Below are 22,163 nucleotides of genomic sequence, written 5' to 3'. Positions count from 1 at the left end.
GGCTCGCACCCACAAGGAGCGAGCCGTACCAGCCCTTTCCCTATCCGACACCCCCCTATCTCAGGTAAGGAACTACATACCGCCATGTCTGAGTTCATCGCGGAACACAGCGATCAGGGGCTGCACCGTCTCGCGGCCGGCACGTTGCTCGTCGCGTTCCAGGGCACCACCGTCCCCGGGTGGGTCCTGCGTGATCTGGAGAACGGTCTCGGCGGCGTCACCCTCTTCGGGTTCAACGTCGCCGACGCCGCCCAGCTCTCCACCCTCACCGCCCGCCTGCGCGAGGCCGGTGAGCCGGTCATCTCGCTCGACGAGGAGGGCGGCGACGTCACCCGGCTCGCCTACCACGTGGGCAGCCCCTACCCCGGCAACGCCGCCCTCGGCGCCGTCGACGACGCCGAGCTGACCCGGCGCGTCTACCGGTCCATCGGCGACGACCTGGCCCGCTGCGGCGTCAACCTGGACATGGCCCCCTCGGCCGACGTGAACACCGCCGACGACAACCCGGTGATCGGCACCCGCTCGTTCGGGTCGGACGCCGCCCTGGTCGCCCGGCACACCGTCGCCGCCGTCCACGGCCTGCAGTCGGCGGGCGTGGCCGCCTGCGTCAAGCACTTCCCCGGCCACGGAGCCACCCGTCAGGACTCCCACCTGGAGATCCCGCTCGTCGACGCCTCCCTGGAGCTGCTGCGGGAACGCGAGCTCGTCCCCTTCCGCGCCGCGATCGCGGCCGGGACAAAGTCGATCATGACCGCGCACGTACGGGTCCCCGCCGTCACCGGCCTGATTCCCGCCACGCTCTCCCCCGCCGCCCTGACCGGTCTGCTCCGCGGCGAGCTGGGCTACGACGGCGTGGTCATCTCCGACGCCCTCGACATGAAGGCGGTCACCGACGCCTACGGCCTGGCCGGCGGCGCGGTGCTCTCCCTGGCCGCCGGGGCCGACCTGCTCTGCCTGGGCCCGCTGCCGACCGAGGACGACATCCGCCGGATCATCTCCGAGATCGTCGCCGCGGTGCTGGACGGGCGGCTGCCCCTGGCCCGCCTGGAGGCGGCGGCCGAGCGAGTGGCCCGCCTGCGCACCTGGTTCGGCACGCCCCACACGGGCCAGGCCGAGGAGAACGTGATCGGCCTGGCCGCCGCCCGTCGCGCGATCAGCCTCACCGGATCGGCGTCCCCGCTGATCAACCCCCTGGTGGTCGAGGTCGACACCCCGCCGACCATCGCGGTCGGCGACGTGCCGTGGGGCTTCACTCCCCTGCTGCCGCAGGCGGAGGTCCTCCGGGTCAAACCGGAGGACGCCGACGTGCCGGGCATCCTGGAGCGCGCCGCCGGCCGCTCCCTGATCGTCGTGGTCAAGGACGCCCACCGCTACCAGGCCAGCCGGTCGGTGGTGTCCGCGCTGCTGTCCGCCCGCCCCGACGCCACCGTGGTCGAGATGGGCCTGCCGATCTGGCGCCCCGAGGGCGTCACCTACCTCGCCACGTACGGCGCCGCCCGCGCCAACGCCCAGGCCGCCGCCGAGCTGCTCGGCGTCTGATCCGGCGTCCGGTTCGGCGTATGCGGCACGGCTCGCGCCCGAGGGAATCCCCGGGCGCGAGCCGTCGGCATGCGATCAGAACGCGTTCGCGGGGATCGGACGGAGGATCTCCTGCCAGATCTCGCGCATCTGCGTCATCACGGGCCCTTCCGCACCATCCAAGGACAACGAGCCGGCCGCCACGGATTCCTCGTCCGGCTCGGGGTCCGGCGCGGGAAGCTCCGCGATCCTCGCGTGGGGCTCGGCGGCGATGGCGCGCAGGAGCGTGCGCAGATACCTCGCGATCTGGGACACGTCGTCGTGGTCGATCGTGGCGGGGTTGAAGCGGAGCCCGAGGGTGAGACTCCGGTCCGCGTCCACCGCCTGGAGGTGCAGCGCGCCACGGGCCACACCGTTGAAGACCGTCCACTCCACGCCGGTCCCGACCCCGTGGAAACGAGGGGTGGCCGCCCTTCTGCGGTAACTGAACAGGACCGGCCGGGAGGTCCTCTCCGGCGGCAGGTGCCGGAACCGGTACAGGGCGCGGAGTTCGGCCTGGACCGTACGCAGGTAGGTCGGCAGATCCTCGTCCGGGCCGGGGTGCGGGGCGAACGGCACCTCCGCGACGAACGGCCCGATGTGGTCCCGTGTCTCGCCGGTCCGGGTGCCGAGGTCGAGGGCGATCGGCGAGCCGGCGGTGCCGTAGCGGCGCAGCAGCACGCCCAGGGAGGCCAGGAGCAGTTCGAACCGGGTCGCGCCGAGTGCCGTGGCCCCGGCGGCGAACCCCTCGAACTCGGCTCGGCCGAGCACCATCTCAACGATCTCGCCGGGACCGACGTCGTGCGGGTTCGCCCGCAGGCCGGGCAGGACCAGCTCGGCGGGCTCACCGGCACGTTCCCTCCAGAACGCCTCGCTCTGCCGTACGGACAGGGCGCCCCGGGGCGCAGACGGCTCGCCGTACGGCAGGGGCAGCCTGGGCAGCGCGGCGCGCGAGAAGTAGGCGTCGGCCAGGTCGCGGACCAGGATGTCCTTGGAGCTCGCGTCGAACACCCGGCCGTGCGCCGTGAAGATCAGCCGGTTGCGGTCCTGCCCGACCGTGACCAGCGTGAACCGGGCGAGCGGGCCGCGATCCAGGTCGAACGGGCGAGCGGCCTCCGCCGTCGCGACCTCGGGGTAGCGCTCGGGAGACGTCTCCACCCGGGTCACCCGGACCCGGCCGAGCACCGCGTGCCGGGCGGCTACGGCGGCGCATGCGCTCAGCAGTGCCGGAACGTCGACGGGGCCGTTCAGGTGGAGCACCAGCGGGATCCCCCGCAGGTCGAAAGAGGCGTGCGACATCGTGTCCGTCTCCCTCGTGGATGACTCCTCTTCGGCGGGCGACGGGGGCGCGGGTCACCCCGAACAGGCATTTATTAGGAAAGTTTCCTGTCTATTCCAGCATTTGAATGCTACACATGTGCTACGCCCGAGACAAGCGGCTTGCGGCGAACCGACCTGGAGGCGTCGATGACCGTTCGCGGGGAACTCAGTGGTGGAAGCCCCGAACTCGCCGGACTTGCCAACACCGTGCTGCAGCCCGGGTTCGTGGGTGCAGAGGTGCCCGACTGGCTGCGCAGGCGGCTCGGTGAGGGTCTCGGCGGGGTTGCGCTCTACTCCCGCAATCTTGTAGACAGTGTGCAGATCAGAGCACTGACCGCGGCCCTGCGCGCGGAGAACCCGGACGTGGTGATCGCCACCGACGAGGAGGCCGGCGACGTCACCCGGCTGGAGGCGCTCACCGGCAGCTCCCGTCCTGGAAACCTCGCGCTCGGCGCGGTGGACGATCCCGAGCTGACCGAGCGGGTCGCCCGCGAGATCGGGCGGGACCTGGCCCTCGCGGGCATCACCCTGAACTACGCCCCCGTGGTGGACGTCAACTCCGACCTGGACAACCCCGTCGTCGGCACCCGCGCGTTCGGCGCAGACCCCCTGCTGGTCGCCCGGCACGCCCGCGCGTGGGTCACCGGCCTCCAGTCGGCCGGGGTGGCCGCCTGCGCCAAGCACTTTCCCGGCCACGGCGCCACCGCGACGGACTCCCACACCGATCTGCCGACCGTGTCCTACTCGGCCGAGGAGCTCGCCGTCACCACGCTCCCGCCGTACCGGGCGGCCATCGAGTCCGGGGTCCGGGCCGTGATGACCGGTCACCTGCTCGTCCCCGCCTACGACGCCGACTCCCCCGCCACCATGAGCAGCCGCATCCTTGTCGGGCTGCTCAGGCGGGAGCTCGGCTTCGACGGGCTGATCGTGACCGACGGCGTGGAGATGCCCTCCGTCGCCGAGCGGTACGGCGTGACCGGGGCGGCCGTCCGCGCCCTCGCCGCCGGCGCCGACGCGATCTGCGTGGGCGGCGAGCGCAAGGGAGCCGGAGTGGTCGGATTCATCCGCAACGCCATCATGGCCGCCGTGATCGACGGCACGCTCCCCGAGGAGCGCCTGGCCGAGGCCGCCTCCCGGGTCCGCCGCCTGGCCGCGTGGTCCGCCGAACGGCGCCGGGCCACCTCGGCCACCGCTCAGACGCCGGAATCGGCCGGTCTCGCGGCCGCCAGGCGAGCCGTGCGGGTCCGTGGCGACGGGCTCCCACTGACCGCGGCCCCACAGGTGATCGAGTTCGTGTCCGAGACGAACATCGCCATCGACCGGGCCACCCCCTGGGGCGTCGCCGCGCCGCTGGCCGAGCTGCTCCCCGGCACGACCGCGGTACGGCTCGGAGCCGAGGACCCGCTTCCACCGCAGGCCGACGGCCGCCCCCTGGTGATCGCCGTGCGCGACGCCCACCGGCACGCCTGGCTGTCAGCCCGGCTCGACGCCCTGCTGTCGCGGCGTCCCGACGCGATCGTGGTGGAGATGGGGTTGCCGGGGCCCGAGACACCCGGTGGCACGCACATCACCACGTACGGCGCGACGACCGCCTCCGGCCGGGCCGCGGCCGAACTCCTGACCGGCCATTCTTCGACGGCCCGGACCAGCTCCCCCTGAAGTGACCCCGGTCTTCCGAGAAACCCTCGTGGTCGCACGACAAGCAGCGTGGCCGGAGGCATTTCTCACAGTCCGGCGGAAAACAAACACCCTGCGGCGACTCCGCACTTGGACGTTGGCGATCGTTCGCAGGCGAACCTCTCGCAGAGGCCCTGAACCGGCCGGAACTTCGGCTCGGTTGCCTGCGCTCACCTTCGAAGTTACAGTTATTTCAGATATAGAGTGTTGCCTGGTACGAAGGAGAGGCGAATATGGCGCGCACCAGTGTCCTGGCGAAGGCCACCAGGGTCGTCCCCTGCCCGTCCCATCAGAACGCACTGACCGAAACCAGCCGGATGACAGCCGACCAGGTCGAAGTGGTGCTGCGAACATCCGATGGCAGCGAGCTGGTCCTTCCGATCGAACTGGTTCAGGTTCTCATCGCTTCAGCGGGTGAGCTGGCAATCGGGCACGCGGTCACCATCATGGCTTCCGAAACGCAACTGACTCCGGCCGAGGCTGCCGAGATGCTGGGTCTGTCTCGCCCGTTCGTCGCCCGCCTGCTCGACTCCGGCGACATTCCGTCGACGTGCTTGCCCGGAAGTCGCCACCGGGTGGTGCGTCTCGCCGATATCTTGGCGTTCCAGGCGGCTCGCGACCGCCGAAAGGAAGGACGCCGGCAGATCGCCGACGCGATCGAAGAGGCCGGGCTACCGTACTGACCTTTCAGCTCACCGAGCCAAAGCCTTGCCCGCCGAAGCACCGGGACGGCTCCGACCAAATGGCCGAGCATTCCGAGCCAATCACTGGGCGCGGCTCTAAGGACTTCGATGGCCTCAACCCGTCTTTCCCGCTGCCGAGTGAGACGCCTTCATCGATGGCGTGAAGGCGAACGAGTTCGGCAAGGAGCGCCAGGGGTGGAAGTCCCAGATCACCCGATCCTCCTGCCGTAATCCGGACCCGCTGTGAGGCTACGGCAGAGGGAAGTCGACTCGATTTATTTTCCGCCTCCGCTACTGGAGCATGCCGAGGACGGTGTGCAGGGCGTCATCGATCTCTTCAAGCTCGGCCGGGTCCAGACGTCCCGCGAAATCGCCCAGGCGATGCGGGGCAACGGCCATGGTCTGCTCGACCATGATTCGTGTCTGCTTACCAAGGAGTTCGACCTCGGGGCGGAAAGGTGCGGCAGGCGCGCTGGCCGAGGTGGGGGCGATGAGCACGGTGGAGAGATGGGTCAGGAAGTCCGACTGAAGGATCACGGCGAAACGCTCGCCTCGCTGTTCATGGGCCATCGCGTCGCGGGGAGCGCGCAGTCGATACACGTCACCACGCACGCAGGTGCTCCGTGTCCTTCATGATCGCTTCTGCTTCGGCCCTGTCGGCGGGATCGTTGGCCAGCCTCTCGGCTGCGATCCGAGCCAGTTCCATGCGGTGAAGACGCTGAGCGATGACAAGCGCTTCGCGGACAGCTTCGGTCGCGGAACGACCATCGGAGGTCAGCTCGTTCAAGGCCTTCTCCGCCTTGGCGTCGAGATCAACGGTCAACATGCCCATATCTTCACTGTACGACTAGGCATCCCGCAGGTCTTCGACTAAATTCAGTGATCACTCAGATGCTCACAGTGATCAAATTGTGGAGCCCGCCACACAGTCGACGATCCACCCCGTCTTGAGCGCCCTCCACCGCCGCCCAGCAGACGGCTGCGGATCGAGGATGAGGCGCACGCTCTCACAGCACGCTTGAGGAGTCAGTTCTGGTGGGATCCTCAGGAGGCGAAGATCTCCTCACGGGCCTGGTCGAGGGCGGCGAGAACGGCACCGCGCAACACCGGGTTACCGGCCACCGCGGTGGGCACCACCTGCGGGCGGATCGGGCACATGCGGGCCACCGCCTCCTCGATCCTGGAGGTGAGCGCGCTTCCGCCCGCCTGACTGACCTCTCCGGCGAGCACCACGAGCCCGGGGTCGAGCACAACGCACACCGACGCCACACCCAGCGCCAGCCGCCCGGCGATCTCGTTCAGCAGGGGCTCTCCCCGCTCCCCCGCCTTGACCGCGGCCGCCACGCACTCGGCGGCGCTGCCACCCGAGAAGCCGTACGTCTCGGCGAGCTCGGCCACCGCCTCGGCGCTGACCAGGGACTGCAGGCCACCGGCGAGCGAGGGCAGCCTTCCCGGCACGGCTCGCACGTCCTCGGCCAGGGGCACGCCGGGCACCGGCAGATAGCCGATCTCGCCCGCGCTGCCCGACCGGCCGCGGTGCAGCCGGCCGCCGAGCACTACACCGAGGCCGATGCCGCGGCCCACCCAGAGCAGTACGAAGTCGTCGGCGTCACGGGCGGCGCCCAGGGTGCGTTCGGCGAGGGCGACGAGGTTCACATCGTTTTCGATCTTGACGTCGCGGCGCAGGTCGCGGGCGAGTCGCTCGTGGATGCCCTCGTGCCATCCCGGCAGGTCGAAGGAGAACCGCACGTCCCCGCTCCGAGGGTCGACCACACCGGGGGTGCCGATCACAACCGCCCGCAGCTTGGAGAGCGCCACCTTGGCCGACCGGCAGGCCTTGACGACCGCGCTGTGCACGAGGGCGACCGGATCGTCGTGCCCATTCGGCGCGACTTTCACCTCGGCCACGATCTCCCCGTGGATATCGGCGATGGCGGTCGTCACGAATTCCGGTCCGACATCCAGGCCTGCCACATAGGCCGAGGAGGAAATAATCCCATAAAGCGCCGCATTAGGCCCTCTACCCCCGGCCTGCTCCCCTGCCACCTCGACCAGACCGCGCCCCTCCAGCCGGGCGAGCGTCTGCGACGCGGTCACCTTGGAAAGGCCTGTGAGCTCCCCGATCTGGCCTCTCGTCAGTGGTCCCGAGGCGAGCAGAAGCTCGAGGGCGGCCCTGTCGTTGATCTCCCTCAGTAGCCTGGGCACGCCAGGACGTCGCTCCATACGCATGCTCTCTTGTCGCCGTTTCCCCGTCGTAATTATATTCAATCAAAAATAGCGGTTCTATTCATTAATAAAGCTTCCTGATAGTTTAGCCCCGCGGAGGCCTCGCGGGGGGCCACGGGGGTGCCCCCCGCCGTGCCGCGCCGGAGGTTCTCCTCCGCCCGGCGGCCCCGGCCCCGCGCCGCCCGTCCCTCGGGCTCTCCGGCTTTTCGGCCGTCCCACTCCTGGTTTTCGGCCCCGAGAGCCTCTCCCACCTGGGGTTTCCTCCACGCCACTGTGTCGTCCCCCCGTATCCGCCTTGTGCCCGGAAAGCAAGTCTTGCGACGCTCGCCCACCGCATGGAACACTCCCGAAAACGGTAAAGGTTCTTTTTAGTAAGACCCTTGCCGCGCGTGGCGAGGCAGGTCTGGACATGGATACCGTCATCACGATCGCAGCCGAATACACGGGACAGCCGACCCGGTACGGCCCCGTCACGATGGGACAGGCCAACATGGCGCGTTGCGTGCTCCGCGACCCGCCGCTCCACATGAACTTCCGCGTCGTCAAACGCCTTCCGGCGGGCACGACCCTCGATGCCGTCGCCGAGTCGGTCGGCCGGCTGCTCTCCCGGCACGAGGGTCTCCGGGCCACCATCCACTCCGATACCCAGTGCGTGAGCGGTTCGGGCGCGCTCCCCGTCGAGGTGCACGATGTCGAGCCCGGCGGAGGCGGATCCGGCCTCGCCGACCTCGCGGAGGAGGTCGGCCTGCGGATGCAGGGCACCCGGTTCGACGTGGAGGCGGAGCTTCCCATCAGGGTCGCCGTGATCACCGAGCGGAACGTGCCACGCCTGGCGGTCTTCGTGCTTCCCCACACCTCGGTGGACGCGATCGGCCTGGCCACCGTCATGCGCGAGTGGGAGCGCCTGATCCGGGGCGGCGCCGTACTCTCGCCGTGCCCGACGCAGCCCCTCGAACTGGCCGAGGCCGAGGGAGGACCGCTCTCCCGGCGCCGCACCGCGGCGGCCCTGCGGCACTGGGAGACCCAGCTTCGGCGGGTTCCGCAGTCCATGTTCGCGATCGACATCGACGAGGTGCCCGACGCCGACGCGATCTGCCCCCGGCTCCGGGTCCGCTCCGCGGTGGCGGGCGGGGCACTGGGCGCCATCGCGAACCGTACCGGCGCCAGCCGCTCCGCGGTCGTCCTCGCCGCGCTGGGGGTCCTGATCGGCCTGCGCAACGCGCAGCGGACCTGCGTGATCGCCTCGCTGGCGAGCAACCGGGTCCGTCCCGAACTGCGCGACTATGTCGGGCCGCTGGCCCAGGACGCCCTGATGGCCGCCGACCTCGACGTCTCCACCTTCGACGAGGCGATCCGCCGCTTCCGCACCGCCTCACTCACCGGATACCAGCACAGCCGGTTCGACTCCACCGCGCTCTGGGAGGTCATCGAGACCGTCAACGCCGAGCGGGGCGTGAACTTCGCGCGCGACTGCGTCTTCAACGACATGAGCGGAGTCACCGTCTCGGCGCGCGAGCCCGCGCCGTCCGCCGAGATCGAATGCGACTGGCTGCCCGCCGCCTCGCTCCCCGCCCATCTCGCGCTCTGGGCCAACCGACTGGAGGACGAGGAGGTGGACCTGACGTTCTGGATCGACCCCCGGGTCATGACGCGTACGGAGGCGGAGGCCTTCGGGACCGGGCTCGTCAAGCTGCTGATCAGGGCCGAGAACCGAATTGTTCGTCTGTCGGATGTCCTGGCGATCGCCGGGGTCGCCCCCGTCGAGTACGGCCCCGGCTGGATCCACGTCGACTCCTGCTGGGTGAGCCTCGACGCGGTCGAGCGGCTGGTCGGTGAGGCCGTCGGCGGGCGGCCTCACCGGGTGATCCACGACGCCAATGGGCGTCTGACCTGCCATTTCTCCTCCGGAACGCCGGAGGAGATTCACGCCGCCTGCCTCGCCCTGCTCCAGGGCCGCACCTCCGCCATGGCGCCCCACCACTACGTCATCCACGAGCCCGCGCCCGGCGAAACGTGGCTGCAGAGCCCTGTGATCGCCGAAGGCGACGGCCGAGATTTCATTTTGCGCGGGCCTCGCGCATAAGGAATCAATAGCAGGCGGGATAATCGGTTACATGCGTCTATCCGCTCGTGTCGACTATGCCCTACGTGCCGCCGCCGAACTCGCCGCTGCGGGTGACGGACCTACCACCGTGGGTGAGCTGGCGAAAGAGCAGGACATGCCCCCTAAATACTTGGAAAACATTTTGCTTCAGATGCGCCGAGCCGGGCTGGTCCGCGGCCAGCGTGGCCCCGAGGGCGGTTACGTGCTGGCCCGCCCGGCCGCCGAGATCAGTCTTGCCGATGTGATCCGCGCCGTGGACGGCCCGCTGGCCAACGTGCGGGGCGAGCGTCCCGAGCACGTCGACTACCGCGGCCCCGCCGAGTCCCTTCAGCAGGTCTGGATCGCACTGCGCGCCAACGAGAGGGCGATCCTGGAGGAGGTCACGCTGGAGAACGTGGCGACCGGAGCCCTCCCGGAGAGGGTCCGGCAGCTGTCCGCCGACCCCGCCGCCTGGGACTAGACCCGTGCCGCTCAGGTCCCGCACCCGAGCCGTACCGCGCCGACCTCGTATCCAGGCCGTGCCCACCCGGGCCGTGCCGCTCAGGTCCCGCACCCGAGCCATATCGTGCCGGCCTCGTAACCGGGCCGTGCCCACCCGGGTCGTGCCGCTTGGGCCGCTGGGCAGGTCCCATGCCCGAGGGTGACGTCGTCTACCGCACCGCCAGACGGCTCGGCCGGGCACTCGACGGCCGGGTCCTGACCCGCTCCGACTTCCGCGTGCCACGTCACGCCACGGCCGACCTCACCGGCCGGACCGTGCTGGAGACCGTCTCACGCGGCAAGCACCTGCTCACCCGCGTCGAGGGCGGGCTGACCGTTCACACCCATCTCCGGATGGAGGGCAGCTGGCAGATCTCACCCGCCGGCCGTCGGCTGCCCCCGGGCGACGTGATCCGTCTGGTGCTCGCCAACGCGGAGTGGCAGGCGGCGGGAGTGCGACTCGGCATGGTCGACCTGGTCCCGGCAGATGAGGAGGCCCGGTTCGTCGGGCATCTCGGGCCCGACCTGCTGGGGCCCGACTGGAATGAGGCCGAGGCCGTGCGACGGCTGGCGCGGAGGCCGGAGACGAGCATCGGGGAGGCGCTTCTGGACCAGCGCAACCTGGCGGGGATCGGCACCATCTATCGGGCCGAGACGTTGTTCCTCGCGAAAGTCTCGCCATGGCGGCCCGTGGGCATGGTCGAAGACCTGGGAACGATCGTGACGCTGGCGCACCGGTTGATGGACGCCAACAAGGAACGTCCGAGCAGGGTGACGACCGGTGACCTCCGTCCGGGACGGAGCACCTGGGTCTACGGCAGGGCCGGAAGGCCTTGCCTGCGCTGCGGGCGTCGAATCAGTCGTGGGGAGATGGGCGCACAGCCGCAGGAACGGCTGATCATCTGGTGCGGCCACTGCCAGCCGGAAGAACCGACCGACTAGGCGGCGACCATGTCGTTGACCTCGGGAAAGACGGAGTCCGGGATGGCACCTGGCGGCACGGTCTCCGGAATCGGCAGACGCTCCCGCTCGGGGACGTCATTTGCCAGCACCGGCGCATGCTGCAGCTCGGCCAACGCGAACTGATCGGAAACCTCACGCAGCACCTGTGAAAGCGGCACGCCCAAGGCACCGCAGATCGACGCGAGCAGCTCTGAGGAGGCCTCCTTCTGACCGCGCTCCACTTCGGACAGATATCCGAGAGAAACACGAGCCAATGTGGACACCTCACGCAGGGTGCGACTCTGCCGCACCCTCAGCCGCCGCAGCACGTCACCGAGCAGCTGACGCAGCAGGACCATCTGTCGCTCCCTCCCCGGCGCGGATGCCTTGACAACACTCCGCGCGACCGGTTCGTGCCGCCCGTTCTTTGAACGCGACCCTTGGTACATACTCCTCGCCGTCATCATCGCTTGACCTTTACATCACTCACAGTTCCACCGTACCCGTAACCACGGACACCACGGCAGACCATGGCGGGCATGTTCGCTGGGGACGTAACGCGGTAATCATCCGGAATGTTCCCTCACGCTCGCCTCCAGCACGCCTTGGAGCAGGTCCACGGCCTCGTTCACAGTCCATTCGCGAATCTCCTCACGCGTCCCGGCGAGGTGTAGATCTCGGTGCCATACCCGCCCATCTGAGCCGCTAACGGCAAGGTGAACGGTGCCCACCGGTTTACCGTCCTGCGGCTCCGGACCGGCCACTCCGGTGGCCGCCAGGCCGTACGTGGAGCCCGTGAGGCGGCGGACGCCGTCGGCCATGGCCGCGGCGACCTCCGGATGCACGGCCCCCTCACGCTCCAGCAGGCCCGCAGGGACCTCCAGCAGGCGATGCTTGAGCTCGGTGGCGTAGGAGATGACCCCGCCCACGAAGGCGGCAGAGGCCCCGGAGGGGGCCGTGAGCGCCGCGCCGATCAGGCCGGCGGTCAGCGACTCGGCCACCGACACCGTCTCCCCCTCGCGGACGAGGAGCGAGAGCACGTTGGTGGAGCTGCGCAGACGGTGACTCATCGGGCCCGCGCCTGCTTCGCCACCTGACGCAGCTTGATCGCGCGGATCACGTAGTCGAGGCCGGTGCCCACCGTCACGATGGCCGCCGCGCCCATGACGATCCAGCGGATCGGCTCCGGCACTCCCGGCCAGATGTAGGAGACGATCGCGGCGATCTGCAGGACGGTCTTCACCTTGCCACCGTAGCTGGCGGGGATGACCCCGTGCCTGATGACCGCGAATCGCAGGATGGTGACGCCGAGCTCCCTGCCCAGGATCACGATGGTCATCCACCAGGGAAGCTCGTCCAGGATCGAGAGGCTGATCAGCGCGGCACCGATGAGGGCCTTGTCCGCGAGCGGATCGGCGATCTTCCCGAAATCGGTGATCAGGCCGTAACGGCGGGCCAGCTCACCGTCGAGCAGATCGGTGAGCGAGGCGACCATGAAGACCACCAGAGCCGCGGCTCGCCAGCCGGATCCCGGCAGGAAAAGGCAGACCACGAAGAACGGAACCATCGCCAGTCGTATCACCGTCACAACATTGGCGATGTTCCAGGCGCTCACCTTGGGGGCCATGGATGCCGCGGTCGAATCGGTGCCCGTCTCTGGCGGGTTGGTCATACGCCCTCCCGGCCCGGTGGCGCGCTCATGTGGCCGCCTTGATCCGTGCGATCAGGTCGACCCCTTCCGAGTCGACCACAACGGCCCGGACGATCTGACCCGGCACCAGGCCGATGCCCTGGACCGTTACAGAACCGTCGACCTCGGGCCCCTGGTGGGCCGCACGGCCTTCGTAGCCGCCGTCGCCGAGGTCTTCCTCGATCAGGACGTCCACCTCGGTGCCGATCCGCTCCTCGGCCCGCTGGGCCATGAACTCCTCGGCCAGCTCGGTGAGCGCGGCCACGCGGGCGTCTACGGTCTCCTGGTCCAGCTTCCCGGGGAGTGACGCCGCCTCGGTGCCGTCTTCGTCGGAGTAGCCGAAGATGCCGATCACATCGAGCCTGGCCTCCTCGAGGAAGGCCACCAGCTCGGCGAACTCCTCCTCGGTCTCGCCGGGGAAGCCCACGATGAAGTTGGAGCGCACACCCGCCTCGGGAGCGATCTCCCGGACCGACTCCAGGAGGTCGAGGAAGCGCTTGGGGTCGCCGAAGCGGCGCATCCGGCGCAGCACCGAGCCACTGGCGTGCTGGAAGGAGAGGTCGAAGTAGGAGGCGATCCCCTCGGTGGAGGCGATCATCTCCAGCAGCCCCGGGCGGAGCTCGGCGGGCTGCAGGTAGCTGATGCGCACCCGCTCGATGCCCTCGGTCGCGGCGAGGGAGGGCAGCAGCTTCTCCAGCGCCCTCAGGTCACCGAGGTCCTTGCCGTATGAGGTGGAGTTCTCGCTGACCAGCACGAGCTCCTTGACGCCCTGCTCGCCCAGCCACGCGGCCTCTCCGAGGAGCTCCGAGGGGTTGCGCGAGACGTAGGCGCCGCGGAAGGCCGGGATCGCGCAGAACGTGCAGCGCCGGTCGCAGCCGGAGGCCAGCTTCAGGGAGGCCACCGGGCCGTCGCCCAGGCGCTTGCGCAGCGGCCGGGGGCCGCTGGCCGGGGCCACTCCCTCGGGCAGCTCGCCGTGGCCGGGGATGTTGACCTTTGGCGCGGCGGCGCGCTCGACCGGGGAGATGGGCAGCAGGGTCCGGCGGTCGCGGGGACTGTGCGGGACGAGCGGTGTGCCCGCCAGCACGTCGTCGAGACGCCTGCCGATCTGTGTGTAGTCGTCGAAGGAGATGACAGCCGTGGCCTCGGGCAGCGCCTCGGCGAGCTGGTCGCCGTAGCGCTCGGCCATGCAGCCCGCGGCGACCACCTTGGCCCCGGAGTCGGCCGCGGCGAGCAACGTGTCGATGGAGTCCTTTTTCGCTGAGTCGATGAAGCCGCAGGTGTTGACGACGATGACATCTGGGTCGTCGTCGCCCACCTGCCAGCCGGCAGCCTCAAGACGCGCGGCGAGCTCCTCGGAGTCGACCTCGTTGCGCGCGCAGCCCAGTGTGATCAGCGATGCGGTTCGGCGGGATGACATGGTGAACACTACGGTATCGGGAGTTGGCCACTACCCGATGCACCTCCCCCATTCCAACCCCGTTGCAACCGCGCGAACGGCTAGGGCTTCCGGGGTTCCGCGATCCCGTAAGAACGGTTGAGAACCTCCCCGGCACGGCCGGGAGCACCCATGTCCTTGCCGTTCACCTGCAGCAGGACGGCTCCGCCGTCGCCGAAGGTGACCTTCAGCTTCTTCTTCGCCTTCCAGACGGAAGTTCTGCCCGCCTTGAGCGTGCCCGAAAAGAGCACGTGGTCGCCCCCGTCCTTCACGTCGAGCCAGGACGTGCGCTTCGCCTTGACCTGAACGACGACCAGCTCGCCCCGCTTCTCGGCGGCCAGCGACGCGGCCCGGCGCGGGTCGGCCGCCTTGGACGGCGGCACCTTCGTCGGGGCGGGGAAGATCTCCGCCGTGGGCGCGCTCTGCCCGCCCATCGTCTTCACCACGCCGAAGACCGCGAGGATGATCAGCGCTACCGCCATGGCCATCGTCCAGTTGGGCGAACGGCGCTCGTGGATCTTGATCGGTGTGTCGGCCTGGAACACTCTGGCCGCCCGCACCGGCGGCGGCACGTCCCCGCGCTGCTCGTCGTATCGGTGAACCGCGGCCTCGGGATCGAGCCCGAGGACCCTGGCGACGTTGCGAACGTGCCCCCGCGCGTAGAAGTCACCCCCGCAGAGGGAGAAGTCCTCCCTCTCCATAGCGTGGATCAGCGCCTCACGAACGCGCGTGCGCTCGCTCAGCTGCCCGACGGTCAGTCCCATCGACCGGCGGGCCTCCGCCAGATCGCTGCCAATACCCATAGCGCACGCCCTTCAGCCCCCGACGCTGCGTAGTGGGTCCCATTCAATCAGTAACCAAATGGGAGCCGTACGGCGGGGGGCGTCATTGTCCACGCAGGTCGGCGAGTAGTCCTGGAAGCTCGTCGGGCTTGACCATAACCTCGCGCGCCTTCGACCCCTCGCTTGGTCCGACCACGCTCCTGCTCTCCAGCAGGTCCATCAGGCGACCCGCCTTGGCGAAGCCCACCCGCAGCTTCCGCTGGAGCATCGAGGTCGACCCGAACTGGGTGGTCACGATCAGCTCGGCCGCCTGGACCAGCAGGTCGAGGTCGTCGCCGATGTCGTCGTCGATCTCCTTCTTGACGGAGGCCGCGGCCGTGACGTCCTGGCGGTACTCGGCCTGCATCTGGGTCTTGCAGTGCGCGACAATCTCGCCGATCTCCTTCTCGGAGACGAAGGCGTTCTGCAGGCGCATGGGCTTGCTCGCGCCCATCGGCAGGAACAGCGAGTCACCCTGGCCGACCAGCTTCTCCGCGCCCGGCTGGTCCAGGATGACCCGGCTGTCGGCGAGGCTGGAGGTGGCGAACGCGAGGCGGGACGGCACGTTGGCCTTAATCAGGCCGGTGACCACGTCCACGGAGGGGCGCTGGGTGGCGATCACCAGGTGGATGCCCGCGGCCCGGGCGAGCTGGGTGATGCGGACGATGGAGTCCTCGACGTCTCGCGGGGCGACCATCATCAGGTCGGCGAGCTCGTCGACGATCACCAGCAGGTAGGGGTACGGCGTGTAGACCCGCTCGCTGCCCGGTGGCGGCACGAGCTTGCCCGCGCGCACGGCCTTGTTGAAGTCGTCGACGTGCCGGAAACCGCTGGCGGCCAGGTCGTCGTAGCGGCGGTCCATCTCGCCCACCACCCACTCCAGGGCCTCGGCGGCCTTCTTGGGGTTGGTGATGATCGGCGTGATGAGGTGCGGGATGCCCTCGTAGACGCTCAGCTCGACCCGCTTGGGGTCGACCAGGACCATCCGGACCTCGTCCGGGGTGGCGCGCATCAGGATCGAGGTGATCAGGCCGTTGACGCAGACCGACTTGCCCGCGCCGGTGGCTCCGGCGATGAGCAGGTGGGGCATCTTGGCCAGGTTGGCCACTATCGTGCGGCCCTCGACGTCCTTGCCGAGACCCACGATCATCGGGTGGTGGTCGGCCTGGGCGACCGGGGAGCGCAGGATGTCTCCCAGCGAGACGAGATCCTTGTCGGTGTTCGGGATCTCGACGCCGATCGCCGACTTGCCGGGGATCGGGCTCAGGATCCGGACATCTGCCGACTTGACCGTATAAGCAATGTTTTTGGTGAGCGCGGTGACCTTCTCGACCTTGACCGCGGGGCCGAGCTCGATCTCGTAGCGCGTCACCGTCGGACCCCGGGTGAAGCCGATCACCTGCGCGTCGATGGCGAACTGCTCCATCACGCTGGTCAGCGCGTTGACCACGACGGTGTTGGCCTTGGTCTGCGGTTTGGGCGCGCTGCCGGGGCGCAGGAGCTGCGTCTCCGGCAGGGTGTACGGCCCCGACTGCGAGGACAGGACGAGCTGCTCGACCTTGCGCGGCGCCGGGGTCGGCGCGGGCGGCTCCACGCTGCGGACCGGCGCCTCCTCCTCGTCCTCCTCGGCCAGGCCGGGCACGATCTCCGGGGAGTGCCCGGCGAGCTTGTCGGGCGACTCGGTGATGACGGGCGTGTCGTACGGCTTGACGTTGTCGCCGATCGGCCCCTCGCTCGCCGGCTTCTTGCGCGAGGGCCGCTTCCTGGGCGCGCGGGGCGTGGCCGGGGTCTCCCGGTTGAAGAGCATGTGCTTGATCTCGGACAGCCGCTCGGGAACCCGGTGCACGGGGGTGGCGGTGATCACCAGGACCCCGAACCCGGACAGGATCAGCAGCAGCGGGATGGTGATGAAGACGGGCAGGATGCTGGCCGGGGGCGCCGAGATGATGAAGCCGATCATGCCACCGGCGGCCGACACCTTGTCCATGCCGTCGGAACCGCCCCCCGAGGGGTACGGCGTGCCCTGCGCGACGTGCACGATGCCGAGCACTCCCGCGGTGAGGGCGGACCACCCGATGATCATGCGGCCGGTGTCCGCGTTCTGGTCCGGGTGGCGCAGCAGCCGCCAGGCCAGCAGCACGAGCAGGACCGGGATGAGCCAGGTCAGCGAGCCGAAGACGCCGTGCATGACGTCGTTGACCACGCCGGAGACCGTGCCCACGTCCTCACGCCAGGTCATGGCGGCCAGCACGATCGCCCCGGCGAACACCGCCAGGCCGAGCCCGTCCCTGCGGTGCACCGGGTCGAGCTCGCGCGCGTTCTGACCCAGGGCGCGCGCCGCGCCCCCGATGCTCCCGGCGAGCAGCATCCAGATCCCCATGAACAGCTTGCCGATCACGGTGAGCACCCAGGTGATCGGATCATGCTGCGGCGAGGGGGGCCTGCGGCCCGAGGAGGTCGTGGTCTTCGCCCGGCCCGAGGAGGTGGTGCTCCTCGCCCGGGTGGTGGACGCCCGTTTGGCCGGAGCCGTACGGGCCGAGGAAGACCCGGACCGACCAGAGGCCCCCTTGCCGGGGGGCTTTCCTGAGGCGCCTTTAGACGTACGGGTGGCCATGGTAGGGAGGCTAGCGAGGCGAATGGTGTATCGGGCGGAGACTCGCCGGGAGCACCGCGAAGCGTGCCCAAACGGGCATGGCAAACCGATTAGCGCCACATGACCGCTCCCGTTTGCCGTTGACAACTATCCACACCTCATGAAAGCTTTTGTTTACACATGAAAGGTCGAGGTGGTGAGCAAGCCGAATGATGTCAGCGGCGACGCGCTCATAGCAGCGCTCTCCGCCCTGTCAAACCCTCATCGGCTGCGCGTGATCGCGGTCCTGGCCGACGGAAGGCAATATGTCAGCCAGCTGGCAAGGGAGATGAACATGAGCAGACCACTCCTCACCGTGCATCTGCGCAAGCTGGAGGCGGCGGGACTGGTGAACGGATCACTTGAGTTGTCGGAGGACGGAAAGGCGATGAAGTTCTACGAACTGGCGCAGTTCGAGATCGTGCTGACGCCGGAGACATTGGCCGAGGCCGCGAAGACCCTCTCGGGCGGTGGCTCCGATGTTTGACAACCTCTTCGCCCTCGGGATCATCGTCATCGTCGCGATCTTCCTTGGGGTGGTGATCTGGCAGGGCCTGGCGACCTACCGCATCAAGATCGAGGCTTCCAAGGACCAGAGCTACCGGATGCTGGCCCATGAGGCCGTCTTGGCCCAGACCCGCGCGGCCGATGAACTGGCCGAGCTCCGGAGCCGTCTCACCGAGGTGGAGCGGTTGCTGAAGGAGATCGACTAAACGAACGTGGGTCGTCGAGCGGCAACTCGACGACCCACGGCGGGATCACTTTTCACCCGGCCGGCAAGCCGGGATCACGTACCAAGCACAACTCGCGGGCGAGCACCAACTCACTTCACCGCGAAAACCGTGCTGACCAGTACTTACGTCCCATGGAAGGACAGCACACCGTGCACTCGTCATGCAAGTCGTGCCGCCCGTGTTCCGGCGGTGCGCGATGATCTCACCGCTGAGCCTCGTCGACAGCCTCGCCGCGCAGTCGCTCACGGTCGTCGCGCTCACCACGTTCCTGTTCATGATGGCCGAGACCTCGCTCTTCGTCGGCCTCGTCGTTCCCGGCGACGTCGCGGTGCTGGTCTCGGGTGTCACCGTCGGCTCCCCCGCCGAATACTTCTCCCTGGTCGCCGTGGCGGCCACGGGGGCGATGCTGGGCGAGACGCTCGGCTACTTCCTGGGCCGCCGGTTCGGCCCGCGGATCAGGACCTCACACCTCGGCATGAAGCTCGGCGAGGACCGCTGGGCCCACGCCGAGCGGCTCGCGAGCGGCCGGAACACCGGATGGGCGCTGGTGACCAGCCGGTTCGTCCCGATGCTGCACTCCATCGTGCCGGTCGTCTCCGGAACCCTGGGCATGCCCTACCTGCGATTCATCGCCTGGGAGGCCGCCGCCTGCACGGTGTGGGCGGCGACCTACCTCGGGATCGGCTCCCTGGCCGGCAGCGCCTTCCACGACCACGGCAGCCGGATCGGCTATGCCGTCTCGGCCGTGCTCGTGCTCGTCATCCTGACCGCGGCCACCGTGAGCAGGAAGGTGCGGACCCGATGAGCTCAACCCTTCTCGCCGCCGAGGTCGCGCTCGCCGGCTCGCTCTCCTTCGCACTCGGCGCGGCCCTGCAGCAGCACGAGGCCGCCGGGACCACCGGTTCCACCCTTTTCGGGCGGCTGAAGCTGCTGGTACGCCGCCCGCGCTGGCTGCTGGGCGGTCTGGCCATCCTGGTCGGCGGGGTGGGCCACTTCATGGCGCTCGGCCTGGGCCCGCTGACGGTCGTGCAGCCGGTGACCGTGGCCAGCCTGATGTTCGCGGTGCCGATCGCCGCCGCGCTGCACCGTCGTCGCCCCAGCCGGGCGGAGCTGGTCGCCGCGGGTGCGGTCACCGCCGGACTGATCGCCTTCGTCCTGGTCATTCCGCCCACCACAGTGCGGCCGACGCTGACCGCCCTCGACATCCTGCGCTTCCTGCCCTGCGCCGTGCTGATCGCGCTGGTCTGCCACCGTGTCGGGCAGCGGTCCACCACGCACGGGCGCGCCATACTGCTGGCCGTCGCCTCGGGCGTGATGTACGCCTCGGCCGCCACCCTGAACCGGGTGCTGTCCAACGGTGCGATGCATGACCTGTCCCACCTGCTCAGCTGGATCACCCTCCTGATGCCGGTGGTGGCCGCCGCCGCGCTGGCCCTGCTGCAGAGCGCTTACGCGACCGGCCACTTCGGGGTCGCGTACGCCACCGTGCAGATCGCCGACCCGCTCACCGCCGTGACGATCGGCGCGCTGATCCTGCACGAGCGGCTTCCGTCGGACCCCGCCAGCCTGCTCGCCGCCCTCGGTGCGGGAGCCCTGGTCCTCGCCGGAACCGTCGCGCTGGCCAGGATCAGCCCGGCGCCGGAGGCCGCCGAGCGGCCGATCCCTGTCTCCTCCCCCGCGTAGGAAGGAACCCGCCAATGTCCGTCTTCAACGCGCCCGCGAACACCCCGGCTTACTCGATCTCCCTCGCCCAGGACAGCGCCGACGTGTGGGACGTGCTGCGCCTGCGGTACCTGGTCTTCACCGGCGAACCCGGCGTCCGGCTCGACTCGCCCGTTCCCGGCATCGACATCGACGAGTTCGACACGCGGTGCGAGCACCTGATCGTCCGCGAGAACGCCACCGGCCTGGCGGTCGGCACCTACCGGCTGCTGCCGTCGGAGGACGACGAGCCGCTCTACTCCGACACGCTGTTCGACCTCTCCCGGCTGGCGGACCTGCGCGGCTCGATGGTCGAGATCGGCCGGTTCTGCGTGCACCCGGGCCACCGTGACGGCGCCGTCCTGAAGTTGCTGCGGACCGGCGTCACCCGTTACCTGCTGGACAGCGGCCGCGCCTGGCTCGTCGGCAGCTGCTCGGTGCCGCTGCGCGACGGGGGCCGCCAGGCCTCCGCCGTCTGGAACCGGGTCCGCCGGGACCACCTGGCCTGGGCCGGGCACCGGGTCGTTCCGATCACCGCCTGGAACGCCGGCTCGGCACCCGATCCCGATCGGATCCCGCTGCCGTCGCCGTTCGGCGACTACCTGCGGCTGGGCGCGCGGGTCTGCGGCCCGCCCGCCTACGACGCCGCCTTCCACACCGCCGACTTCCTCATGTTGCTGTCCACGGACGAGATCGACTCCCGCCACATCCGTCACCTGCTCGGAGCCACCGCATGAGCCCCTGGTTGCCCGTCTCGCCGTGCACTCCGCGTTCCTGCATCACCCCGCCGGCGGCATCGGCCGGGATCCGGCTCCGCCTGTCCAGGTATCTCGCCGCCCTGGGTCTGGTGACGGTCGCGGTGGTGCTCTCGGTGGTGGCCCGGCTGCTGCGCTCCCCGCTACGCGCCCGCCTGGCCAGGGCGTGGACCAAGGTGGCGGTCAGGGCGCTCGGCATCCGCAGGACGGTCAGCGCCTCCGATACGGCCACGCACGGCGCGCTGGTCGTGGCCAACCACATTTCCTGGGTGGACCCGCTGGTGCTGGCCGCCTGGCGGCCCTGCCGGATGGTGTCGGAGATCGAGGTGAGCACCTGGCCGGTGATCGGCGCCGTGGTGGCGAGCTCCGGGACCATTTTCCACGACCGGGACAACCTGCGCCTGCTGCCGGTGACGATCGAGAAGGTCACCCAGGCGCTGCGCCAGGGCGACACCGTTGTGGTCTTCCCCGAGGCCACCACCCTGTGCGGGGGTGAGATAGGCCGCTTCCACCCGGCGTTCTTCCAGGCCGCCATCGACGCGGGAGTGCCGGTACGGCCGCTGGCCCTGCGATACCGCGCGGGCGGGCGGATGGCCACCGATCCCGCCTACCTCGGCGAGGACACCATGGCGAACTCCATGCGCAGGATCGTGCGCTCCAGCGGGGTGGTCGCCGAGGTGATCGAACTGCCCGAGATCGCGACCGGCGACCTGCCGGGATCCCGGTACGACCGGCGGGTCCTGGCCGGGCTGGCCTGGGCGGCGGTGTCCGGAGCGCTGCGCCCGGACACGGTCGCGCCTGCCGTCCAATACCCGAAAGAGCGGTGTCCGGTATCCGACAACGCCCTGGTGACCGCCTCCTGATCTGGTCTTTGATGGCAACGCGAATCACCCTATACAGCGACAGGAGAACCGAATGGGTTCGGTGCGCGTAGCCATCGTGGGTGTCGGCAACTGTGCGGCATCACTTGTCCAAGGCGTCTACTTCTACAAGGACGCCAACCCCGGCACGCGGGTGCCGGGCCTGATGCACGTCAAGTTCGGCGACTACCACGTGGGCGATGTCGAGTTCGTCGCGGCGTTCGACGTCGATGCCAAGAAGGTCGGGCGTGACCTCTCCGAGGCGATCGTGGCCTCGGAGAACAACACCATCAAGATCTGTGACGTACCGCCGCTGGGCATCACCGTCCAGCGCGGTCACACCTTCGACGGCCTCGGCGAGTACTACCGCGAGATGATCGAGGAGTCCGACGAAGCCCCGGTGGACGTCGTCAAGGTCCTCAAGGACAACCAGGTCGACGTCCTGGTCTCCTACCTGCCCGTGGGATCGGAGGAGGCCGACCGCTTCTACGCCCAGTGCGCGATCGACGCCAAGGTCGCGTTTGTCAACGCGCTGCCGGTGTTCAT

At 69.4% G+C, this 22,163-nt stretch carries 23 protein-coding genes; 13 read left to right on the top strand and 10 right to left on the bottom strand.

What is annotated here, in order from left to right; genetic code table 11:
* Nucleotides 1-84: 84 nt before the first annotated feature.
* Complete coding sequence (locus tag CHC08_RS30560; RefSeq protein ID WP_089210842.1) at nt 85-1,539, top strand: glycoside hydrolase family 3 protein; 1,455 nt, start codon at nt 85-87, stop codon at nt 1,537-1,539.
* Between the two features lie 75 nt (nt 1,540-1,614).
* Here CHC08_RS30560 and CHC08_RS30555 read toward each other — a convergent pair whose 3' ends face one another.
* Complete coding sequence (locus CHC08_RS30555) at nt 1,615-2,856, bottom strand: condensation domain-containing protein (protein WP_089210841.1); 1,242 nt, start codon at nt 2,854-2,856, stop codon at nt 1,615-1,617.
* 168 nt (nt 2,857-3,024) lie between these two features.
* On the opposite strand from CHC08_RS30555, the gene CHC08_RS30550 reads away from it, so the two are divergent.
* Both CHC08_RS30550 and CHC08_RS30545 read left to right on the top strand, forming a co-directional pair.
* Complete coding sequence (locus CHC08_RS30550; RefSeq protein WP_089210840.1) at nt 3,025-4,536, top strand: glycoside hydrolase family 3 protein; 1,512 nt, start codon at nt 3,025-3,027, stop codon at nt 4,534-4,536.
* Between the two features lie 251 nt (nt 4,537-4,787).
* Nucleotides 4,788-5,237: a helix-turn-helix domain-containing protein gene (locus tag CHC08_RS30545; protein WP_089210839.1), complete on the top strand. Its 450-nt coding sequence runs from the start codon at nt 4,788-4,790 to the stop codon at nt 5,235-5,237.
* Between the two features lie 291 nt (nt 5,238-5,528).
* Here the strand turns inward: CHC08_RS30545 and CHC08_RS30540 are convergent, their stop codons facing one another.
* The 3 genes from CHC08_RS30540 to CHC08_RS30530 all read right to left on the bottom strand — a co-directional run bounded on the left by CHC08_RS30540 (nt 5,529) and on the right by CHC08_RS30530 (nt 7,460).
* A complete protein-coding gene (locus CHC08_RS30540) occupies nt 5,529-5,849 on the bottom strand; it encodes a type II toxin-antitoxin system PemK/MazF family toxin (RefSeq protein WP_089210838.1) in 321 nt (106 codons plus the stop codon).
* The gene (locus CHC08_RS30535; RefSeq protein ID WP_089210837.1) at nt 5,839-6,069 is read right to left on the bottom strand and encodes a hypothetical protein; all 231 of its coding nucleotides are present in this window, start codon (nt 6,067-6,069) and stop codon (nt 5,839-5,841) included. The genes CHC08_RS30540 and CHC08_RS30535 overlap by 11 nt, the downstream gene beginning before the upstream one ends.
* A 212-nt stretch (nt 6,070-6,281) precedes the next feature.
* Entirely contained in the window at nt 6,282-7,460 is a 1,179-nt protein-coding gene (locus CHC08_RS30530; RefSeq protein WP_089210836.1) for an ROK family transcriptional regulator, read from the bottom strand.
* A gap of 412 nt (nt 7,461-7,872) precedes the next feature.
* On the opposite strand from CHC08_RS30530, the gene CHC08_RS30525 reads away from it, so the two are divergent.
* The 3 genes from CHC08_RS30525 (at nt 7,873) to CHC08_RS30515 (ending at nt 10,989) form a co-directional block, all read left to right on the top strand.
* Nucleotides 7,873-9,546 carry a condensation domain-containing protein gene (locus CHC08_RS30525; RefSeq protein ID WP_089210835.1) on the top strand — a complete coding sequence of 558 codons (1,674 nt, stop codon included), beginning with the start codon at nt 7,873-7,875 and terminating at the stop codon, nt 9,544-9,546.
* A 31-nt stretch (nt 9,547-9,577) separates the two neighbouring features.
* Nucleotides 9,578-10,027, top strand: coding sequence for an RrF2 family transcriptional regulator (locus CHC08_RS30520; protein ID WP_089210834.1), 450 nt, complete (start codon nt 9,578-9,580; stop codon nt 10,025-10,027).
* Nucleotides 10,028-10,197: 170 nt separating this feature from the next.
* Nucleotides 10,198-10,989 (top strand): Fpg/Nei family DNA glycosylase, encoded by a 792-nt coding sequence (locus tag CHC08_RS30515; RefSeq protein WP_089210833.1) that lies wholly within the window; start codon nt 10,198-10,200, stop codon nt 10,987-10,989.
* On the opposite strand, the gene CHC08_RS30510 is transcribed toward CHC08_RS30515, so the two are convergent.
* The 6 genes from CHC08_RS30510 to CHC08_RS30485 form a co-directional block, all read right to left on the bottom strand.
* Nucleotides 10,986-11,348, bottom strand: coding sequence for a helix-turn-helix domain-containing protein (locus CHC08_RS30510; RefSeq protein ID WP_089210832.1), 363 nt, complete (start codon nt 11,346-11,348; stop codon nt 10,986-10,988). The two genes, CHC08_RS30515 and CHC08_RS30510, sit on opposite strands and share 4 nt — an antisense overlap.
* Before the next feature lie 207 nt (nt 11,349-11,555).
* Nucleotides 11,556-12,059 (bottom strand): CinA family protein, encoded by a 504-nt coding sequence (locus CHC08_RS30505; protein WP_089210831.1) that lies wholly within the window; start codon nt 12,057-12,059, stop codon nt 11,556-11,558.
* Nucleotides 12,056-12,661: a CDP-diacylglycerol--glycerol-3-phosphate 3-phosphatidyltransferase gene (pgsA, locus tag CHC08_RS30500; protein ID WP_089210830.1), complete on the bottom strand. Its 606-nt coding sequence runs from the start codon at nt 12,659-12,661 to the stop codon at nt 12,056-12,058. Before pgsA ends, CHC08_RS30505 begins: the two co-directional genes overlap by 4 nt.
* A 25-nt stretch (nt 12,662-12,686) precedes the next feature.
* On the bottom strand, nt 12,687-14,096 hold the full coding sequence (gene rimO / locus CHC08_RS30495) for a 30S ribosomal protein S12 methylthiotransferase RimO (protein ID WP_089210880.1): 1,410 nt from the start codon (nt 14,094-14,096) through the stop codon (nt 12,687-12,689).
* A gap of 80 nt (nt 14,097-14,176) precedes the next feature.
* A complete protein-coding gene (locus tag CHC08_RS30490; RefSeq protein ID WP_089210829.1) occupies nt 14,177-14,917 on the bottom strand; it encodes a helix-turn-helix domain-containing protein in 741 nt (246 codons plus the stop codon).
* 82 nt (nt 14,918-14,999) lie between these two features.
* Nucleotides 15,000-17,549, bottom strand: coding sequence for a DNA translocase FtsK (locus CHC08_RS30485; protein WP_089210828.1), 2,550 nt, complete (start codon nt 17,547-17,549; stop codon nt 15,000-15,002).
* A gap of 175 nt (nt 17,550-17,724) precedes the next feature.
* On the opposite strand from CHC08_RS30485, the gene CHC08_RS30480 reads away from it, so the two are divergent.
* The 7 genes from CHC08_RS30480 to CHC08_RS30450 all read left to right on the top strand — a co-directional run.
* Entirely contained in the window at nt 17,725-18,054 is a 330-nt protein-coding gene (locus CHC08_RS30480; protein ID WP_089210879.1) for an ArsR/SmtB family transcription factor, read from the top strand.
* A complete protein-coding gene (locus CHC08_RS30475; protein ID WP_143653400.1) occupies nt 18,047-18,280 on the top strand; it encodes a hypothetical protein in 234 nt (77 codons plus the stop codon). The genes CHC08_RS30480 and CHC08_RS30475 overlap by 8 nt, the downstream gene beginning before the upstream one ends.
* A 190-nt stretch (nt 18,281-18,470) precedes the next feature.
* Nucleotides 18,471-19,106, top strand: coding sequence for a DedA family protein (locus CHC08_RS30470; RefSeq protein WP_179282299.1), 636 nt, complete (start codon nt 18,471-18,473; stop codon nt 19,104-19,106).
* Nucleotides 19,103-19,984 (top strand): DMT family transporter, encoded by an 882-nt coding sequence (locus CHC08_RS30465; RefSeq protein ID WP_089210825.1) that lies wholly within the window; start codon nt 19,103-19,105, stop codon nt 19,982-19,984. The genes CHC08_RS30470 and CHC08_RS30465 overlap by 4 nt, the downstream gene beginning before the upstream one ends.
* Nucleotides 19,985-19,998: 14 nt before the next feature.
* On the top strand, nt 19,999-20,739 hold the full coding sequence (locus CHC08_RS30460; RefSeq protein WP_089210824.1) for a GNAT family N-acetyltransferase: 741 nt from the start codon (nt 19,999-20,001) through the stop codon (nt 20,737-20,739).
* Complete coding sequence (locus CHC08_RS30455; RefSeq protein ID WP_089210823.1) at nt 20,736-21,620, top strand: lysophospholipid acyltransferase family protein; 885 nt, start codon at nt 20,736-20,738, stop codon at nt 21,618-21,620. Before CHC08_RS30460 ends, CHC08_RS30455 begins: the two co-directional genes overlap by 4 nt.
* Nucleotides 21,621-21,672: 52 nt before the next feature.
* Nucleotides 21,673-22,163 (top strand): inositol-3-phosphate synthase (locus tag CHC08_RS30450; protein WP_476718287.1); only part of this gene is annotated, 491 nt, incomplete at its 3' end.

Origin of the sequence: Streptosporangium subroseum, from assembly GCF_900188345.1 — a bacterium.
Classification (GTDB): Bacteria; Actinomycetota; Actinomycetes; order Streptosporangiales; family Streptosporangiaceae; genus Streptosporangium; species Streptosporangium subroseum.
Note: the sequence above shows the minus strand (reverse complement) of the source record. Positions and strands in the feature narration are given on the sequence as shown.

Coding starts and splice junctions, on each gene's coding strand:
- CHC08_RS30505 (WP_089210831.1), bottom strand. CDS start 12,059: ATGAGTCACCGTCTGCGCAGCTCCACCAACGTGCTCTCGCTCCTCGTC.
- CHC08_RS30460 (WP_089210824.1), top strand. CDS start 19,999: ATGTCCGTCTTCAACGCGCCCGCGAACACCCCGGCTTACTCGATCTCC.
- CHC08_RS30485 (WP_089210828.1), bottom strand. CDS start 17,549: ATGGCCACCCGTACGTCTAAAGGCGCCTCAGGAAAGCCCCCCGGCAAG.
- CHC08_RS30490 (WP_089210829.1), bottom strand. CDS start 14,917: ATGGGTATTGGCAGCGATCTGGCGGAGGCCCGCCGGTCGATGGGACTG.
- CHC08_RS30525 (WP_089210835.1), top strand. CDS start 7,873: ATGGATACCGTCATCACGATCGCAGCCGAATACACGGGACAGCCGACC.
- CHC08_RS30530 (WP_089210836.1), bottom strand. CDS start 7,460: ATGGAGCGACGTCCTGGCGTGCCCAGGCTACTGAGGGAGATCAACGAC.
- CHC08_RS30535 (WP_089210837.1), bottom strand. CDS start 6,069: ATGGGCATGTTGACCGTTGATCTCGACGCCAAGGCGGAGAAGGCCTTG.
- CHC08_RS30515 (WP_089210833.1), top strand. CDS start 10,198: ATGCCCGAGGGTGACGTCGTCTACCGCACCGCCAGACGGCTCGGCCGG.
- CHC08_RS30560 (WP_089210842.1), top strand. CDS start 85: ATGTCTGAGTTCATCGCGGAACACAGCGATCAGGGGCTGCACCGTCTC.
- CHC08_RS30550 (WP_089210840.1), top strand. CDS start 3,025: ATGACCGTTCGCGGGGAACTCAGTGGTGGAAGCCCCGAACTCGCCGGA.
- CHC08_RS30465 (WP_089210825.1), top strand. CDS start 19,103: ATGAGCTCAACCCTTCTCGCCGCCGAGGTCGCGCTCGCCGGCTCGCTC.
- rimO (WP_089210880.1), bottom strand. CDS start 14,096: ATGTCATCCCGCCGAACCGCATCGCTGATCACACTGGGCTGCGCGCGC.
- CHC08_RS30510 (WP_089210832.1), bottom strand. CDS start 11,348: ATGGTCCTGCTGCGTCAGCTGCTCGGTGACGTGCTGCGGCGGCTGAGG.
- pgsA (WP_089210830.1), bottom strand. CDS start 12,661: ATGACCAACCCGCCAGAGACGGGCACCGATTCGACCGCGGCATCCATG.
- CHC08_RS30455 (WP_089210823.1), top strand. CDS start 20,736: ATGAGCCCCTGGTTGCCCGTCTCGCCGTGCACTCCGCGTTCCTGCATC.
- CHC08_RS30475 (WP_143653400.1), top strand. CDS start 18,047: ATGTTTGACAACCTCTTCGCCCTCGGGATCATCGTCATCGTCGCGATC.
- CHC08_RS30520 (WP_089210834.1), top strand. CDS start 9,578: ATGCGTCTATCCGCTCGTGTCGACTATGCCCTACGTGCCGCCGCCGAA.
- CHC08_RS30545 (WP_089210839.1), top strand. CDS start 4,788: ATGGCGCGCACCAGTGTCCTGGCGAAGGCCACCAGGGTCGTCCCCTGC.
- CHC08_RS30555 (WP_089210841.1), bottom strand. CDS start 2,856: ATGTCGCACGCCTCTTTCGACCTGCGGGGGATCCCGCTGGTGCTCCAC.